At 70.9% G+C, this 15,126-nt stretch carries 12 protein-coding genes; 6 read left to right on the top strand and 6 right to left on the bottom strand.

What is annotated here, in order from left to right:
• Positions 1 to 43: 43 nt before the first annotated feature.
• The 3 genes from OV079_RS09165 to OV079_RS09155 form a co-directional block, all read right to left on the bottom strand.
• Positions 44 to 490 carry a hypothetical protein gene (locus OV079_RS09165; RefSeq protein WP_267767520.1) on the bottom strand — a complete coding sequence of 149 codons (447 nt, stop codon included), beginning with the start codon at positions 488 to 490 and terminating at the stop codon, positions 44 to 46.
• A 318-nt stretch (positions 491 to 808) separates the two neighbouring features.
• Positions 809 to 1,546, bottom strand: a complete 738-nt coding sequence (locus OV079_RS09160) for a hypothetical protein (RefSeq protein ID WP_267767519.1) — start codon at positions 1,544 to 1,546, stop codon at positions 809 to 811.
• A 313-nt stretch (positions 1,547 to 1,859) separates the two neighbouring features.
• On the bottom strand, positions 1,860 to 2,978 hold the full coding sequence (locus OV079_RS09155; RefSeq protein ID WP_267767518.1) for a hypothetical protein: 1,119 nt from the start codon (positions 2,976 to 2,978) through the stop codon (positions 1,860 to 1,862).
• A gap of 1,525 nt (positions 2,979 to 4,503) precedes the next feature.
• On the opposite strand from OV079_RS09155, the gene OV079_RS09150 reads away from it, so the two are divergent.
• Positions 4,504 to 6,351, top strand: coding sequence for a CASTOR/POLLUX-related putative ion channel (locus OV079_RS09150; RefSeq protein ID WP_267767516.1), 1,848 nt, complete (start codon positions 4,504 to 4,506; stop codon positions 6,349 to 6,351).
• Positions 6,352 to 6,645: 294 nt separating this feature from the next.
• Here OV079_RS09150 and OV079_RS09145 read toward each other — a convergent pair whose 3' ends face one another.
• Positions 6,646 to 7,575 (bottom strand): hypothetical protein, encoded by a 930-nt coding sequence (locus OV079_RS09145; RefSeq protein ID WP_267767513.1) that lies wholly within the window; start codon positions 7,573 to 7,575, stop codon positions 6,646 to 6,648.
• Positions 7,576 to 7,702: 127 nt separating this feature from the next.
• On the opposite strand from OV079_RS09145, the gene OV079_RS09140 reads away from it, so the two are divergent.
• From OV079_RS09140 to OV079_RS09120, 5 genes are all read left to right on the top strand, one after another.
• The gene (locus OV079_RS09140; protein ID WP_267767511.1) at positions 7,703 to 8,329 is read left to right on the top strand and encodes a hypothetical protein; all 627 of its coding nucleotides are present in this window, start codon (positions 7,703 to 7,705) and stop codon (positions 8,327 to 8,329) included.
• Between the two features lie 160 nt (positions 8,330 to 8,489).
• Positions 8,490 to 10,277 (top strand): YncE family protein, encoded by a 1,788-nt coding sequence (locus OV079_RS09135; protein ID WP_267767510.1) that lies wholly within the window; start codon positions 8,490 to 8,492, stop codon positions 10,275 to 10,277.
• 2 nt (positions 10,278 to 10,279) lie between these two features.
• A complete protein-coding gene (locus OV079_RS09130) occupies positions 10,280 to 11,827 on the top strand; it encodes a hypothetical protein (protein ID WP_267767509.1) in 1,548 nt (515 codons plus the stop codon).
• A gap of 3 nt (positions 11,828 to 11,830) precedes the next feature.
• Positions 11,831 to 12,739, top strand: a complete 909-nt coding sequence (locus OV079_RS09125) for a hypothetical protein (RefSeq protein WP_267767507.1) — start codon at positions 11,831 to 11,833, stop codon at positions 12,737 to 12,739.
• Between the two features lie 14 nt (positions 12,740 to 12,753).
• Positions 12,754 to 13,752, top strand: coding sequence for a WD40/YVTN/BNR-like repeat-containing protein (locus OV079_RS09120; RefSeq protein WP_267767505.1), 999 nt, complete (start codon positions 12,754 to 12,756; stop codon positions 13,750 to 13,752).
• 187 nt (positions 13,753 to 13,939) lie between these two features.
• On the opposite strand, the gene OV079_RS09115 is transcribed toward OV079_RS09120, so the two are convergent.
• A complete protein-coding gene (locus OV079_RS09115) occupies positions 13,940 to 14,707 on the bottom strand; it encodes an AAA family ATPase (RefSeq protein WP_267767503.1) in 768 nt (255 codons plus the stop codon).
• The gene (locus OV079_RS09110) at positions 14,704 to 15,081 is read right to left on the bottom strand and encodes a DUF5335 family protein (RefSeq protein WP_267767501.1); all 378 of its coding nucleotides are present in this window, start codon (positions 15,079 to 15,081) and stop codon (positions 14,704 to 14,706) included. Before OV079_RS09110 ends, OV079_RS09115 begins: the two co-directional genes overlap by 4 nt.
• Positions 15,082 to 15,126: the final 45 nt, after the last annotated feature.

Here is a 15,126-nt window from a genome sequence, read left to right as displayed (position 1 = left end):
CCTCTTCAGTCGTTACCCTAGTAACATTTTCGAGGGACATTACTCAGAAGTTCGGCTCGAGGTGCTTGACGCCGCCAATAGCCGAGCCCGGCAGGAGTACGTCATGCGCGTCTGCTTTCAACTCCTCATGCAGATCAAGGATGCATCCGAGGAGTTCAAAGGACGACACAAAGACGAGAAGGTTCTCGATCTCTTCAAGCGGTTTTTTCGAGAGGAGCAGCCGCGGTACAACTGCCTTCTCGGCCTTTTGACGGCATGCGGATGCGTAGACGATGACCTGTCCCACCGCGATGAGGAGGTCGACGGAATGGCACGCTGGGACCGGCTCGAACGATTTATGGGGCGGCTGGAAGTCGTCTTGACGAGACACAGAGATTTTTTCAACCGTGTCTTTCGGCATGCTGTCGTCGCGCTTGCAACCCCAGTGATCACGGTAGGAGCCGATCGCGACGACATTCTGCAGCGCATGTCGCGTGAGATTGAAGGCCAATCCGGACAAAAGTTCCCCAGCCTGGTGATGACGTTACGGATGTTCATGATGAACGACGACACGATCGCCGATCAGCCGATTGACTTCGGAGAGGCTTTGCGGATCAAGCTTCCTACCGTAGCCCCGGCCCCACGGAGCGGACGGCGACGCTGAGAGTGCTCGAATACTCCATGATTCCAGCAACAAGGCGACTGTGAGACCGGTCAGGAGCGGCGTGACCTTATGACTCGCGTTGCCTAAAAGAACGCCCTCGCCCGAAGCGGTTCAAGTCCCGCGCGAGAGCTCCCCTCAGGGAGCGGCCGCCTCGCGCCCCCTCGCTCAGCGCTGCGATGCCGCCACCAGCGACGTCAGGGCCGTGCGCGTCTTCGCCTCCGGCGCCTCGCGGACCGCGATCCCGAGCTCCGCGAGGAACCCTGAGAACCCCGCCGACGCCGCCGCCGCCGCCGCCGGGTCGGCCTTGATCGACAGCTCGAGCAGCGACCCGCCGTCGGGCATGCGCCACGCCTCCGCGCACACGCGGTGCGGCAGCCCGGCGTGGCGCACCTGCCAGCGGCGCACGTGGACCGGCCCGAGCGGCAGCAGCTCCGCCAGCTCGACCGGCGTCGGCGCCAGCGCGCGCAGGAACGCCTCTTGCGCCTGCGAGAACAGCTTGGCGATCGAGCGCTCCCCGCGGGCCACCGCGTCGATCTCCGCGCCCCCTTGCCGGCTCGTGAACGACGCCGAGCGGATCACCGTCGTCCCGACGATGTCGGCCTCGAGCTTGAAGCCCGGCACCCCGCGCCAGCGCTCGACGCGGATCGGGTCGACCGGGCGGATCTTCACCGTCGAGTCGTCCGGTTCGCCCGCCGTCGAGCGCGCCCGCAGCACCACCCCGCCGGCGTGCAGGTCGAGCGCGGGCGTGTCGTAGAAGAACAGGCGCCGCCACAGCGCCTCCTGCGGCTGCAGCCCCAGCACCGCCAGCGCGCGCGCGTGGGCGTGCGCCGCCACCGTCTGCTTGACCTCGACCGCCTCGATCCCCGCGGTCGCCCGCGCCATCGTCCCTGGAGCTGCGTCCATTCGCATCTCCAGACCGTGGCCCGGCGGCGCTGCCGCGAATGCGACCCCGATCACCCCCGCCGCTCGCTCGCCGCCCGCGCCGTCGTGAATGGCACCACATGACCCTTCAGACAGGTCAAAACCCACTCGCGGCCCCACCTGCGCACGCACCGCGCCGGCTCGCGCATCGCCGCGCGCGGACTCGAAGCGATGCTTCGTGCGGGGCCGCGAGGCCGCAGCATCCTCGCAGCGACCCGGGCCAATCAGCCGGCCGCGAAATCGCCGCCGCGAGCCGCGCGCGCGGCCGGTGCGGTCGCGCGCGCGGCAGCCGGTCTCACCGCTGCATGCCCGGCTTCACCGCCCCCGGCTTCACGCTCGGCGCCGCCTGGCTCGGGTTCAGCTTGGCCGCGTTGACCGTCTGGATCAGGTCCTTGCCGAAGTTCGTCTTGGCGAACGCGTCGCCGTTCGTGATCTCGATGACGTGCTCCGACCCCGGCTTGCGGACGACCCCGCATTGCGGGCACTTCGCCGGGTCGAGCATATCCTTCAGCTCCTTGAGCTTGTTCGGCGCTGCCCCCTTTCCGCCGCCGCCCCCGCCGCACTTGCCGGCGCCGCCGAAGATCACCTGCCCGTTGCCGCCCTCGACCGGCTCCGGGCTGAGGCCCGCGTCGAACACCAGGCTCTTGCCGGCCGCGGTGATTTCGAAGAAGCGCTCCTTCGCCGCCACGTGGCGCTCCGCCACCGCGCCGCCGGTCTCGAGCTCGACCACCGCCGCGTTCGGCAGCCCGCCGATCTCGAACTTGCACGCGTACCAGTCCGCCTCCGCCACCAGGTTGCCCTTCCACGTCAGCGACCCCGACGACTTCCACGACGGCAAGCTCTGCGCCGTCGCCCCCAGCACCGTGCGGGGGTTCGCGCCGAGGTACACCTGCCGGCCGATGCCATCGGCGCCGAGCACCGCAGAGCACGCCTGCCCGACCTTCGCCTGCAGGTCCTGGTTCGCGTCCACCAGCCCGAGCGGGAGCGTCGCGCCCTTCAGCGGCCCGCCGCTGACCTTCGCGTACTCGCACACCTTCTTGGGCATGCGCACCGACCCGTAGATCTTCCCGCCCGCCGGCGCGCCGCTCATGCGCACCAACGCCGACGCCGCGAACCCGCCGTCGGGCGCCACGGTGTGCAGCTCGAGCGAAGCCCCGAGCTGCCCGAGCAATTGCCCGACGGTCTTGTTCACGCCCTTGATCGGCTTGTTCAGCAGCGCGTCCTTGATGTCGTTGACCTGCTTCACGTACGGCTCGATGTAATCGTTGACCATGTCCTCGAGCCCGCGCGTCGCCTCGGCGAACAGCTTCTCGGTGCGGTCGTAGAAGATCTGGCTGACCTTCTGCTCCGCGTAGTCGGCCGCCTCGTCGCCGAGGATCGCCAGGAGCGGCCCGAGGATCGGCCCGCCGACCAAAGCCCCACCGGCGACAGGCCGATGATCGTGCCCCACTTCATGCCCAGGCCCACCGCCTTGCCGTTGAGCTCGAGATCGATGTTCTTGTCGTCGATCGTGAACTCGAGCGAGACCGGCTTCGGATCGATCTTCGGCCACAGCCCGACCTCGACCGACGCCTTGACGCCGAGGACCACGAACACGTCGACCGGCACGTCGACGCTGTCGAACCACGTCTCCGCGTGGACGTCGGCGTGGACCGACACCTTGGCCTGCGAGCTCAGCTCGACCTTGACCCGCGCGTCGCCCGACGGCCCGATCTTCGTCACCACCGGCTGGTTCTTCTTCGTGAACTTGAAGGTCGGCTTGATCCGGATGCTGTACGTCACGTCGGGGCACGGGTCCGTGCACACGATCGTGTCGCCGATCTTGTTCGGCACCAGCTCGTCGAGCTTCTCGTGAATGAGCTTCTCGAGCTGGTCGTAGGGGATCGCGAAGTCCTGGTAGAACAGCGCGTGGCCGTACTGCTCGATCCCTTCGAGGCGCGTCGCCATCGGGTTGTGGAAGTCGACCGGGGCCTGCACGTGGACCCGGACCGTTTTGCCCGCCGCGTCCGCGTCGGCGGGCGCGAGGGCGAACAGGCCGGACACCGCGAGCGCAGCGGCGCACGGCAGGGAGATCGATGGACGGGTCGGATTGCGCATACGATGTTCCTCTGGAAATCGGCCGCGAATCCACCCTGGCGCACGTGATCGCGCGCCGTGGCTCGCTCCGATTAAAACACCAGTGATCGGCGACCCTCGCTCAATTGCGAAGAAATCCGTACGTTGGCGCACGGCGTTCGCCCGGGGGCCGCGAGCACCGCGGGCATTCCCGCCCGCGCCCCGAAAGCCGCGAATCAACGCGACACATTGCCCACACATGTCCAAAGACAACACGCGACAATCACCGCGATATCGCCACACCGACCCATTCCGTAGAGTCGCTCCCGACGAACACCCCCCGGGCCGACACCTGCGAGCTCGGCGCGGCCTCGACGAGACCGACGGCAAGCGAAGCCGACGACATCCGCGCCGAGCGCCTCATCGAGCCGCTGCGCCATCCCGGGCCGCCGGCGCCGTGCGTCGCGCGGGCGCACGCCGGGGTCCGTCCGCGCGTCGAGTCCTCGCCCGCGCCGCGCTCGACGCCGTCCACGCGCTCGCCGGGCGAGGCACGCGGGGCGCGGCCCGGCGTCGTCCACGACGCGACGCGCCGAGAGGCCGGGTCTCCGCGATCCTCGCGGGCTCGCCCAGCGGAACTCTGCCTTGGTGGACCCTCGCGTCCGGCCTCGCGTGTGCAGGTACATGGACGGGCTCGGCTCGCCGCATTTGCACCGGTGCCAGCGTGAGCGCGCCACGCCCCGTTCTGTCGTCGCGGACAGGATCGTCGTTCGTCCCGGCTCGCAGAATTATCGCCGCGGCGGCCCTCCGCTGTTGTGATAGAACGCGCCGCGACCGTGCCGTCCCCGACGTTGAAGCAGAGGCTGCGCTATCGATTCGACAACGCCATGGCGCGCGGGGTCGGCTCGCAGATCGCCATGCTGGCGATCGTCACCCTCGTCCTGATCCTCGTCACCTCGACCCTGCTCACCCTCACCGGTCTGAGCCCGCAGGGCGGCGACGGCGAGCCGGTCTCGTTCGGGCGGCTCGTCTGGCTCGGGCTGATGCACGCCATCGATCCCGGGGCCGTCGGCAGCGACGCCGGCTCGTGGAGCTTCCTCTTCATCATGCTCGCCGTCTCGTTCGGCGGCATCTTCGTGTTCTCGGCCCTCATCGGCGTCCTGACCGGCGGCTTCGGCGAGATCCTCGAGCGCCTGCGCAAGGGTCGGAGCGTCGTCATCGAGCGCGACCACACCGTCATCCTCGGCTGGACCGGCAAGATCCACGCCCTCCTCGCCGAGCTCGCCGAGGCCAACGCCAACCGCCCGGGCGCCTCCGTCGTCATCCTCGCCGAGCACGACAAGGTCGCCATGGACGACGAGCTGCGCAGCGTCCTCGGCGACGTGCCGATGCGGGTCGTCACGCGCACCGGCAGCCCGCTCGTGCGGCGCGACCTCGACCTCGTCAACCTCGGCGAGGCGCGCTCCGTCATCGTCATGTCGCCTGACGGGCCCGAGGCCGACACCGTCGTCCTCAAGACCTTGCTCGCCGTCGCCAAGGCCGGCGACAAGGCCGGCAAGCAGCCGCACGTGGTCGCCGAGATCAAGAGCGACAAGACCCTCTCGGTCGCGCGCATGGTCGTCGGCGACGCCGCCGGCCTCATCCTCACCCCGCCGCTCGTCAGCCGCGTGCTCGTGCAGACCGGGCGGCAATCGGGGCTCTCGGTCGTCTACACCGAGTTGCTGTCCTTCAGCGGCGACGAGCTCTACATCCAGGCCCAGCCGCAGCTGCACGGCAAGACCTTCCGCGAGGCCCTGTTCGCCTACGAGGACAGCGCGTTGGTCGGCGTCTACACGGCCGCGGGCGAGCGGCTCATGCCCCCGCCGTTCGAGCGCCGGTTCGAGCCCGGCGACCAGGTCATCGCCGTCAGCCGCGACGACGACACCGTGCTCGTCAACGGTCGCCCGACCGCCGTCGCCGACGCCGCCCTCGCGCCGCTGCACCCGCACGCCGCCCCGAAGCCGGAGCGTACCCTCGTGCTCGGCGAGAGCCAGCTCCTGCCGCTGGTCCTGCGCGAGCTCGACGCCTACGTCGCCCCCGGCTCGACCATCCTCGTCGTCGGCGAGGCGCGGCACCTCGCCGCCCGCCTCGGCGGCGACGAGCTCAAGCACACCGCGGTGCAGGTGCGCGTCGGCGACGTCACCGACCGCGCCGTCCTCGACGGCCTCGACGTCGCCGCCTTCGACAACATCCTCGTGCTCGCCGAGACCGAGGGCCGCACGCAGGAGATGACCGACTCGCGGACCATGATCACCCTCCTGCACCTGCGCGACATTTTGCGCCGCCAGGGCAAGTCGGTCCCGATCACCAGCGAGATGCTCGACGGCCAGAACCGCGACCTCGCCGCGGTCACCGAGGCCGACGACTTCATCATCAGCAACACCCTCGTCTCGCTGGTCGTCTCGCAGGTCAGCGAGAACCGGCGGATCGCCGCGGTCCTCGACGACCTGCTGTCGCCCGACGGCCACGAGATCTACCTCAAGCCGGCCCGCGACTACGTCCAGCCCGGCAGCGACATCGACTTCTACACCGTCGTCGAGGCCGCGGCCCGGCGCGGCGAGATCGCCCTCGGCTACCGCCTCGCCGCCCGCGCCCACGACGCCGAGAAGGCCTACGGCGTCGTCCTCAACCCGCGCAAGTCGGAGCGGATCCGCCTCGCCGCCGGCGACCGCGTGATCGTCCTCGCCGAGCACTGAGCCGGCGCCTCCTCGCACATATCCGAAGGGGCATGTCGCTGAAGACATGCCCATTTGTTCATGTCCTGTTCGACATGCTCGTAAAGACAGGCCGGCAGCGCCCTCCGGCGCGAGCGAGTCCGCCTCGCGGCGGGTGGGAGCAGGCGCGCCCGAGCCTCGACCCGGCGCCCCCGTCGGCGAGGACGCCCGCCCGCCCGCTCATGGCGCAAGCCCCGACCCGGCTGCGGCCGCTCGCTGTTCCGCGGCCGTCCCGGGCCTCCTGGCGGCCCCTCTTGCTGCCCCCTGGACCCCGGGCTAGCATCGAGGCTCCTTTCCTTTTCCTTGCCTTGACCTGACTGGAACTTGGAGCTGCTCATGAAGCCTCTGCGATCTGCGTGGACGCTGGCCCTGTGTCTCGCCCCCTGCCTGGCCGCCTGCGCCTCTTACGAGCTCGCCGGCGGGGACTACGGCGACAGCGCCACCGACAGCGGCTCGGACACCGGCGACAGCAACGGCATCGGCACCACCGACGGCACCTCTGCCGGCGAACCGCCCCCGCCCGAGACCGAGGACGACGGTGATTTTCGCGTCCCGCGGGCCAGCGGCAAGTACGTCTACAGCGCCAGCGAGTCGACCGACTCGGTCGCGGTCATCGACACCGCGAACCTCGTCATCGACGTCGTCGAGGTCGGCCAGGGCCCGACCGTCGTCGAGCCGATCCCCGGGCAAGCGGGCGACGCCGGCAGCGTCGTCGTCCTCGATCAGGGCAGCAACGACGTCGCCGTCCTGCGCACCAGCGAGGCCGGCGCCACCACCGTCGAGATCCACAAGGTCACCCCCGGCGCCAACAACCTCGCCGTCAGCCCCGGCGGCAAGTACGTGTTCGTCTACCACGACGTCGACGGCCCCGAGCAGCAGGGCCCCGGCAGCGACCAGGAGCTGTCCGTCCTCGACCTCGCCGCCGGCGTCACCCACCGCATGACCGTCGGCGCCCACCCGCGCGACGTCGTGTTCGCCCCCGACGAGAGCGCCGCGTGGGTCGTCACCGCCGCCGGCGTCAACGTCATCGCGTTCGCCGCGCTCGGCGACGTCGGCAAGCCGCCGCTCCTCCCCGTCGTCAAGGATCCCGGCGTCGATCCGGCGCGGGTCGAGGTCCAGATCGTCGCCGCCGAGCGCCTCGCCCTCGCGCGCGTCGACGGCGAGCCGTGGCTGGCCATCACCCAGCTTCCCGGGCGGCGAGCTCACCGTCCTCGACCTCCCCGGCGTCCCCACCGACCTCGACGTCGCCCCCGCCGGCGACTTCGCCGTCCTCACCCTCCCGGGTCCCGGCGGCAGCGCCGTCCTCGAGGTCCCGCTCCCGCTCGGCCCCGGCATGTACGCGCAGCACGACGTCCCGGGCGAGTACGTCGGCCTCGCCAGCGTCGCCGCCGACGGCGACACCATGCTGCTCTACACCACCGTCGACCCGTTCGACGACGACGACGGGCAGCCCGACCCGCGCCAGCGGATCACCCTCGCGCGGCGCGACGGCGACGCCTGGGACCTCGTCACCCTGTTCGTCGAGGTCCCGCTGGTCAGCGTCGGCCTCGCGCCCGACAGCCGCAGCGCGATCCTCGTCCACGACCTCGATCCGGCCGCCTCCGCCGCCGCCTGGTCGTACAGCCTGTTCGACCTCACCCCTGCCTTCCCGCTGCTCAAGCGCCAGAGCACCCTCGCCCCGCCGGGCCCGATCCTCTTCACCCCCGAGGGCGACCGCGCCGTCGTCCTGCTGCGCGACGACCTCGCCGACGTGCGCAAGGTCGACCTCGTCAACCTCGACAACTTCATCGTCAAGCCGCTGCTGCTCGGCTCTCCGCCCGAGGGCGCCGGCTACGTCGACCCGACGCAGAAGGTGTTCGTCTCGCAGGCCCACCCGACCGGCCGGATCACCTTCATCGGCCCCGACGGCGACGTCCAGACCGTCACCGGCTACGTCCTCAACGACTCGGTCAAGGACTGACGGGGCGCCCGCGCCCGCTGGCTCGCCGACGGGCGCGCCGGCGCGTGCGCGCGAGATTTTCGCCCCCCGCAATTTTTCTGCGGCCCCCGGTTACTCCTTCACGCGAGCGCGCGAGCCCGTGAACCCGCGCAGCCTCGAACCTTATCTGGAGATTCGCCCGATGCCCCGGCACCCCGTCTCGATGTGGCCCGTCTGTCTCAGCCTCCTCGTCGCCTGCGGCAATGACGGCGCCTACGGTAGCGGCTACTACACCGACAGCTACGGCAGCGGCCTCACCGGCAACAGCGGCACCGACGGCACCGGCGGCACCGACGGCGCCCCGACCACCGGCGCCCCGCCGCCCGAGACCGAGGACGAGGGCGACTTCCGCGTCCCCAAGGCCAGCGGCAAGTACGTCTACAGCGCCAGCCAGACCACCGACTCCGTCGCCGTCATCGACACCTCCGACCTCGTCATCGACGTCGTCGAAGTCGGCCAGGGTCCGACCGTCGTCGAGCCGATCCCCGGCCAAGCGGGCGACGCCGGCAGCGTCGTCGTCCTCGATCAGGGCAGCAACGACGTCGCCGTCCTGCGCACCAGCGAGGCCGGCGCCACCACCGTCGAGATCCACAAGGTCACCCCCGGCGCCAACAACCTCGCCGTCTCGCCGGGCGGCAACTTCGTGTTCGTCTACCACGACGTCGACGGCACCGAGCAGCTCGGCGCCGGCAGCGATCAAGAGCTCTCCGTCCTCGACGTCGCCGCCGGCACCGCCTACGAGATGACCGTCGGCGCCCACCCGCGCGAGATCGTGTTCGCGCCCGACGACAGCACCGCCTACGTCATCACCGCCGCCGGCGTCAACGTCATCCCGTTCGCCACGCTCGGCGCCGTCGGCAAGCCGCCGCTTCTGCCCGTCGTCCAGGATCCCGGCATCGACCCGGCCACCCTCGAGGTCCAGATCGTCGCCGGCCTCGGCATCGCCCTCGCGCGCGTCGACGGCGAGCCGTGGCTCGCGGTCACCCAGCTCCCGGGCGGCGAGCTCACCGTCCTCGACCTCCCCGGCGTCCCCACCGACCTCGACGTCGCCAGCTCCGGCGAGTTCGCCGTCCTCACCCTCCCGGGCCCCGGCGGCAGCCGCTTCCTCGAGGTCCCGCTCCCGCTCGGCCCTGGCGAGTTCGCGGTCCACGACGTCCCCGGCGAGTACGTCGGCCTCGCCAGCGTCGCCCCCGACGGCGACACCATGCTGCTCTACACCACCGTCAACCCGTTCGCGCTCACCCAGGCGCCGGCCTCCGACCTCCCGCTGTACGACGACCACGGCGTCTACCTCTCCTCGTCCTCCTCCTCCTCCTCGACCACCGGCGACGACTCGACCACCAGCGGCACCGGCACCGACACGACCACCGGCACCAGCAGCACCACCGCCAGCACCACCGGCGACGACGGTCCGCCGCAGGCCGACCCGCGCCAGCGGATCACCCTCGCGCGGCGTGACGGCGACGGCTGGGACCTCGTCACCCTCTTCGTCGAGGTCCCGATCATCAGCGTCGGCATCGCCCCCGACAGCCGCAACGCCATCCTCGTCCACGACGGTCACCCGGTGCGGACCGACGACCGCTGGTCCTACAGCCTGTTCGACCTCACCCCGGCCTTCCCGCTGCTCAAGCGGCAGAACACCGAGGCGCAGCCCGGCCCGATCCTCTTCACCCCCGACGGCGGGCGCGCGGCCGTGCTGCTGCGCGACGACGGCCTCGGCGTGCGCAAGGTCGACCTCGTCGACCTCGGCAACTTCATCGTCGAGCCGCTGCTCCTCGGTTCGCCGCCCGAGGGCGCCGGTTACGTCGACCCCACCGAGAAGATCTTCGTCTCGCAGCAGCACCCCACCGGACGGATCACGTTCGTCGACCCGAAGGGCGCCGTCCAGACCGTCACCGGCTACGTCCTCAATGATTCGGTGAAAGATTGATCATGCAACCACCGCTTCGCTTACGCTCCTGTCTCACCCTCGCGCTGCTCGCCGGCGCCTGCGCGCCGCCCGATCCATACGAGGGCAGCTTCGACCTGCTCCCGCCGGTCACCACCCGTGACGGCCTGGTATGGGTCGACCCGGCGCGCGACGAGGTCGTGTTCGTCCTGCCCAAGGGCGAGAGCGTCACCACCCGGCGCGCCGCCGTCGGCGACGAGCACACCGTCGTCGCCTGGAGCGCCGCCACCCGCGATCGGAACTCCGTCCTCGCCCTGACGATCCCCGCCAGCGCCAAGGAGGAGGACATCGACGAGCAGCTCTACCGCTTCCCCGCCGACGGCAAGGGCGACCCGGTCGTCTACGACGTGCGGGCCCCGTTCACCGCCGCCGCCCTGAGCCCCGATCACCGGCGCGCCATCCTCTACTTCGGCGGCGACGGCAGCAGCGAGCAGCTCCACAACGCCAACCAGATCGCCATCGTCGACCTCAAAGGCAAGGGCGTCGAGAACGTCACCCTCAACGGCTTCGGCGGCACCTTGAAGTCCGTCGAGTTCCCCGGCCAGATCGTCGAGGGTGAGGAGACCCCGATCCTCATCGGCGGCGTCGCCCACGACATCGCCGCCTTCCTCGCCGACAGCGAGGTCGTGCTGATGGACCTCGACGATCCCGCGCTCGACCAGGTCGCCGTCCCGCTCGGCAGCGACATCGGCTTCTCGCCGCGCACCACCCTCTTGCGGCCCGGCAACGGCCTGTTCGCCGACCCGGCCCTGTTCGTCCTGTCGGCCCAGGGCAGCGAGGTCGGCATGCTCACCCTCATCGACGAGGGCGACGGCAGCGGTTTCACCGCCCAGATCAGCCTGATCCCCGTCGGCCAGACCAGCAGCGACTTCCTCTTCTACGACAGCGCCAGCGTCCCGTACCTCATCACCGTCGACGCCGCCGCCGGCGCCCTCGTGTTCACCGACATCCGCACCCAGGGCGGCTTCGTCGTCCCGCTCGGCAGCGCCGCCCAGCGGCTGTTCCTGCGCGACACAGGCGGCGGCAAGCAAGTCGTCGCCTGGGCTCGCAACGGCACCCAGATCGCTACCCTCGACCTCGGCGGCATCGAGGACAGCCTCGGCCGCAAGCCCAAGCACCTCAAGATCGAGACCGGCATCGACGAGCTCGTCGTCCTCGACAACGACCGCGTCCTGATCGGCAGCGGCAACAAGCTCTACGTCGTCGACTTCCCCGAGGAGCAGGTCACCCCCCTGTCCTCGCAGGTCCCCTACGACCCGCGGGGCAGCGCCCTCGTCGGCGATCGCCTGCTGCTCGGCACCGCCGGCCAGTCGTGGGTCAGCACCGTCGACCTCCAGACCTTGAACCCCGAGTCGATGCTGCTCGACGACCTCATCGGCGCCTTCCATTACTTGCCCGGCCCCGACCGGATCGTCGTCACCCACGACGATCCCGCCGGCCACCTCACCATCGTCGATCCGGCCGACCCCTCGCGATCCACCAGCCACGTGCACTGGGGCTTCCTGCTGCAGGGCGTGCTCGATCAGGAGTGAGACATGCCGTCCTCCATGCTTATCCTCGCCCTCGTATTCGCCGCCCCTGCTGCCGCCGATCGCAGCGCCGTCGCGGCCGAAGCGCCCACCGCCGTCGAGGCGTGGAGCCCGGCCGCCGCCGACCCGCCGCCCGCGAGCGCCACGCCCACGCCCGCGCCGATGCCCATGCCGGTGCCCGTCGCTCCGCCCGCGCAGGACGCCCCGTCGGCCGCCACCCAGCCGCCGCCGCCGCCCAGCGCCGGCCCGCCGACCCCGCCGCCGAGCCGCGAGCCGACCCGGCCCGATCGACCGATCCGCTGGCGCGTCGACCTCGGCGGCGACATCGGCACCACCGTCAACTTCGACCCCGCCTGGCGCGCCTTCGACTACAACCGCTCGGCCTTCCACGCCGGGGGCACCATCCGCGGCGACTTCCGCCTCGCCGACGGCCGCATCTTCCTCGGCGGCGGCGCCAGCTTCCGCCGCTTCGGCGCCTACAACTACCTCTACGGCAGCTTCGACGCCGAGCTCACCGTCCGCGAGCCGCTGGTGTTCTTCCGCCTCGCCGCGGTCGTGCGCGAGGGCTTCGACGTGTTCGCCCACGTCGGCGGCGGCCCCAGCTTCACCGCGCTGTCGCTGTCGTCGTACAGCACCTCCTACAACGCTGGCTACCAGCAGGCAGTCACCGCCATGGCCGACGCCCAGGCCGGCGTCTCGCTGTACTTGCCGAAGAAGTGGTTGCCGCGACGCGGCGCGGCGCGGGCCACCGCCGGCTTCGAACTCGCCGCCGGCTACACCTTCCGCAGCAAGATCAAGGTCCGCCCCGAGCTCGCCGTCTCCGACGACCCGCTCCCGACGCACACCAGCGACCTCGGCGACCTCGCCATCCGCGGCTTCGTCTGGCGCTTCGGCGTGTTCGTCCGCTTCCAGTGAGGCGCCGAGCGCCCATGACCTCCCGTCGCGCATCGGCCCGCTCGCAAGCTCGTTCGCGCCGGGCCGTCGCGGCGCTGCTCGGCGCAACGGTCAACCTCGCCTCGGGCTGCGGCGACGACTGCGTCGGCTGGACCGAGACCGCCGTCGATCCACGCCTCCGCCGCTTCGAGGTCGGCGTCCAGATCGGCACCGACGCCGCGATCTTCGTCGACTTCGAGGAGGTCGCGCGCGCCGACTCGCGGCTGCGAGCGATCGCAGCGTCGCCCGTCACCGCCGATGACTTCATCGTCGTCGGGGATGCCGGCACGATCCGCAGCTCCCGCGACCGCGCCGCGTCGTGGACGGCCCCTGTGTCGCCGCCGGCGGAGGAAGATCTGTTCGGAGTGCGCCACGCCTGCGACGCCGAAGCGCCCTACGTCATCGCCGTCGGCGCTGCGGGCCGGATCCTCCGCAGCACCACCGAGGGCGAGTCGTGGAGCCCCGCCGAATCATCAACTTCCGCGACCCTGCGCGACGTGGGCGTCGTCCACCCCGACACCGCGATCGCCGTCGGCGACGGCGGCACGATCGTGCGCTCCACCGATCGCGGCCTCACCTGGCGCTCGGTCGCCAGCGGCACCGAGGAGGACCTGCGCTCGCTCGCTCTCGAGGGCTGCGACGCGCAACTCGCCGGGAACCACCCCGTTCGCGGCCTCGCCGTCGGCGACGGCGGGACCGTCCTCCTCACCCATGACGGCGGCGCCTCGTGGAGCCCGGTGCCGACCGAGATCGAGGGCGACCTGCTGCAGGTGCAGTTCGGCACCAGCAGCTCCGAGTACTGGCAGCTTCACGCCGCCCTGCTCGACGCAGGCCACCTGTGGCGCTGGCGCGAGAGCAGCGGCGAGTTCACCCTGGAGCGTGCATTCGACGCGCCCGTGCACTGGTTCGACGGCGTGAGCGGCGGCGGCTGGAACGTCCTCGGCGAGGGCGTGCTGCACACCTATCGCGCGGCCAAGCAGTGCGCCCCCGATTGATCGCCGCCCCGGCACGACGCGGCGACCGGCATCGGCTGTCCCCGAGGACATCTCAAGAAGAGACGCATCGATGCTGTCCCCGAGGACAGCTCCGAGCGACGCCGGCCGCGTCCGCCTCTCCTGTCCCCGAGGACATCTCACCACGCCGACTGCGTCGGCCGATCCTGTCCTCAAGGACATCTCGATCTCACGACGCGGGATGACCTGGCGGCGGCGCCACCGATCCGGCCGCAGTGGCCTCGTCGCTCTCGAGCGTGCGGACCAGCGAGTTCGTCTGGCGCAGCACCTCGTCGAGCCGCTCGCGGCTGTCGACCGCCCGGCTTTGCACGGACGCCAGCGCCTCGTGCATCGCCACTCGCAGCGCCCCCACCGTCGGGTCGTATTGGCGAGGCAGGCGCTCCTGCGCCTGGTCGAGCAGGTCGGTCGCCTCCACCAGCGCGCGCAACGCCTCCTCGTACTCTTGCCCGTCCGCCAGCACCTCGGCGCGGCGCGCCTTGTACTTCGCGCGCAGCAGCGCCACGCGGCCCTCGATCGTCCGCACCCGCTGCGACAGCGCCCGCTCGGCCTGTTCGGCGCTGCCGATCGTCGAGTCGCGGATCTTCCGCGCCTCCAGCTCGACCGAAGCGACCAGCCGGTTCACGTCGCCCTCCGCCCGGTCGAGCTGGTGCTTCAGCTCTGCCTCCGCGCGGTCCTTCTCGATCCGCAGCAGCTCGCGCACCCGCGTCAGGCGATCGCGGCTGTTCTGGAACGCCGCGTCGAGCGACCCGCGCGTGTGCTCCACCAGCTCCGTCTGCTTCTCGCGCAGCGAATCGACCGTCGCGCGGATCTCCGCGTGCGCCGTCTCGGCGTCCTGCTTGCCGCCCGCGCGCCAGTACGCGAAAAGGGCCAGCGCGATGCTGAACGCCGACACTGCCAGCGCCCCGCCGGCCATCCGCCGGTTCGTCTCCGGCGTCACCGGAGCCCTCCGGCCGCGCACGCGCGCTCGATCGGCCCCCCGCCTTGCACGTGCAAGATCTCCTTGATCCCGTCCGGTCGGACCAGCTCGAACGTCGCCAGCACGTCCTCGCGGTCGCCCTCGAGCACCCAGACCTCCGCCGGTCGGAACACCAGGTGGTCTTCGCCTTCGAGCTGCACCTCGAGCGTCTTCCCGTGCGGGTCGTAGCTGATGCCGAGCAGGCGTGCGTTCTCGGCGAGCACCTGGTCGCCGATCCGCTGCGACACCGCCTGGATCGTCACGATCCCGGCCGCATCCGGTCGCAGGTGCTTGCGCGTGAACCCGTCGAAGTACGTCTTCCACTCGTGCATCGGGAGCTGCTTGGTCGTCTTCATGAGGCCTCCTCTGCTCGCCTGCTCGCGCGTAGTCCTCGCGCGCAA

Origin of the sequence: Nannocystis pusilla (genome assembly GCF_026626665.1) — a bacterium.
Lineage (GTDB): Bacteria > Myxococcota_A > Polyangia > Nannocystales > Nannocystaceae > Nannocystis > Nannocystis pusilla.
Note: the sequence above shows the minus strand (reverse complement) of the source record. Positions and strands in the feature narration are given on the sequence as shown.